The organism is Amaricoccus tamworthensis (genome assembly GCF_049800875.1).
In the GTDB taxonomy this organism is placed as follows: domain Bacteria; phylum Pseudomonadota; class Alphaproteobacteria; order Rhodobacterales; family Rhodobacteraceae; genus Amaricoccus; species Amaricoccus tamworthensis.
Window position 1 is genome coordinate 1 of sequence record NZ_JBNAFV010000041.1, and the last position, 2,115, is coordinate 2,115.

2 protein-coding genes and 1 pseudogene are annotated in these 2,115 nt (G+C 58.1%); 1 reads left to right on the top strand and 2 read right to left on the bottom strand.

Going from position 1 to position 2,115, the window contains the following annotated elements; genetic code table 11:
- A partial coding sequence (locus tag ACP15P_RS23105; RefSeq protein ID WP_424930766.1) for an IS110 family transposase occupies positions 1 to 441 on the bottom strand: 441 nt, incomplete at its 3' end.
- 249 nt (positions 442 to 690) lie between these two features.
- Positions 691 to 1,611, bottom strand: a pseudogene (locus ACP15P_RS23110) (DDE-type integrase/transposase/recombinase); the annotation flags it as partial.
- Here ACP15P_RS23110 and ACP15P_RS23115 point away from each other — a divergent pair.
- A complete protein-coding gene (locus ACP15P_RS23115; protein WP_424930770.1) occupies positions 1,591 to 1,830 on the top strand; it encodes a cytochrome b in 240 nt (79 codons plus the stop codon). The pseudogene ACP15P_RS23110 and the gene ACP15P_RS23115 sit on opposite strands and share 21 nt — an antisense overlap.
- The last annotated feature ends 285 nt before the right edge of the window (positions 1,831 to 2,115 follow it).

Below are 2,115 nucleotides of genomic sequence, written 5' to 3' on the forward strand. Positions count from 1 at the left end.
TGTTTTCCTGCAGGTTTTCAGAACACGTAATGCCTCGATCATGCCATCCCGGCTTTTGGGCGTGACGGTTCGGACCCCGGAAAAAGCTGCATGAGCCGCGTTTACCGCATCAAGCGCGTCGTCCTTGCCCCGTCGCCGCCGGTCGGATTTGTCGGGTGCCGTCACCTCCAGAACCGTGATACCGGCATGCTGAAGATAGCGCAGCAATCCCGCCCCGTATGTTCCGGTGCATTCAATGCCGACGCGCTCCAGTTCTCCGAATGACAGCATCCAGGTCAGCATTCTTTTGTATCCATGCCGTGTACTGGCAAAGGCCTCGGTTGCCATCACGTGGTCATGGGTGTCCACGATGGCTGCAACATGAAGGTCTTTGTGGGTGTCGACCCCGGCGACGATCTTTGAGGGAGAGGTCGTGGCGTCAGGAACGTAGTCTTTTGGCATGATGCCCTCCAGAGCTTGATCAAAACGATCCCGCTTTGGCCGAACACCTGGACAGGACAGTAAAGCGACAGGGCGTCAGGCCCTTCTTGGGTCACAGGCGCCGATGAGGCGGAACCTCGCCGCAGGGTGCTCGCAGGCCACCGACAGATCCAGGGAATGACACGCAAATCCGGTCGCTCGGAGTTTGGGTCAGGAAGTCTGGAACACCCTGCGGTACCAGTTTCCTTTCAATCTACCAAAAGCAGCAAGTGCTGAGGAAAACTGCGGGAAAACGGCCATCACACTATTACTATCGGTGTTGAAGATTTCCGGTGCGCCGTATCTGGCCAGCGCCTTCTCCAGGGCATCCACGCAAAATCCGGCGTCCATGCTGTTCGACAGCCTCCAGCTCAGCACCTTGCGGCTGTGCCACTCCATGATGGCGACCAGATACAGGAACCCTCGGCGCATGGGGATGTAGCTGATATCGGCGCACCGGACCTGATTGGCCCGGGTGATGGGCAGGTCCTTGAACAAGTATGGATAAATCGTTTGCCCGGGGTGCTTCTGGCTGGTCTTCGGCTCCTGATAGATCGGCAGCAGGCGCATGAACCTCTTCAGCCGCCGCACGCGGTGACGCCCGCATTTGTGCCCTTCCCGTTGCATATCACGGGCCATTCGTTGGCCGGCAGGCGATTGCACAGCAATCGGCCGAGAGGCTGCCGCGAGCCATACCAGTGGGTCCCGAGGAACTGTCTGCCGATGATTTCCATGAAGGCCAGGTTCCCGGCGTTTTCGTTACGCGGCTGGTAATAGAGGCTGGAGCGGGCCAGCGCCAGCAGGCTGCACTGCCGCCGAATGCTGAGATCAAGATGATCCTGCCTCACCGCCTTTTTCCTTCAGTACCGAGGACAAGAATGGAGGCATCGGCCAAAATCGCGCTCCACGACCAGTTGACCGATCTTTGCGTGCAGCTTCTCGACGTCCTTCCCGGAGATATGCGGCTCGGCCGAAGAGGCGCCGTCAAAGGGCGAGGCCATGTTCCTGATCGCGGTGCGCTTCCAGCCGCTGATCATCGTCGGGTGAATGTTGTATTTCCTGGCCAGTTCGGCCGTCGTCGAGTTCCTCGCGGATGGCTTCCAGGGCCACCTTCGCCTTCAACTCCGCAGTATAGCGTTTGCGTTTCGTCATCTCGGGTCGGTTCTTCCTCAAGCGCTACAGCTTAGCAGCCGGTCCGAAATCCCGCGTTCCGATGCTTTGGCTGAGGTTGCGAAGTCGGTCCACTATTATGGTGGCTGGGCGATTGCGTTTTTGGTGGCGCTGCATGTTGGGGCGGCGCTGCAGCACGGGTTTATCAAACGGGATGGTGTGCTGGAGCGGATGCTGCCTGGGCGCGGGAGCGGCCGGTGATGTCCCGGATCTGCCGCGACTCGCTGTTTTGGGTGATTCAGGTGTGTCGGGAATCGGATTCGTGTTGGTAATTTATGTAATTTTTTTAGTGAGTTAGGTGATATTCGTCCGTCCAGTTCGACCGAGGCTTGCGCGTTCATGGCCGATCCGCCCGGCGGGGTCATTACTCCTTCTGTGATATTTTTCCGTGACAATTCAGTGACTTGTGGATTTGTGGGATTTTCCCAAATTTTGGGGTTGCGTGGTTTGGATGTTATCTCTAGATACGCCTTCACCGCAGCGGGG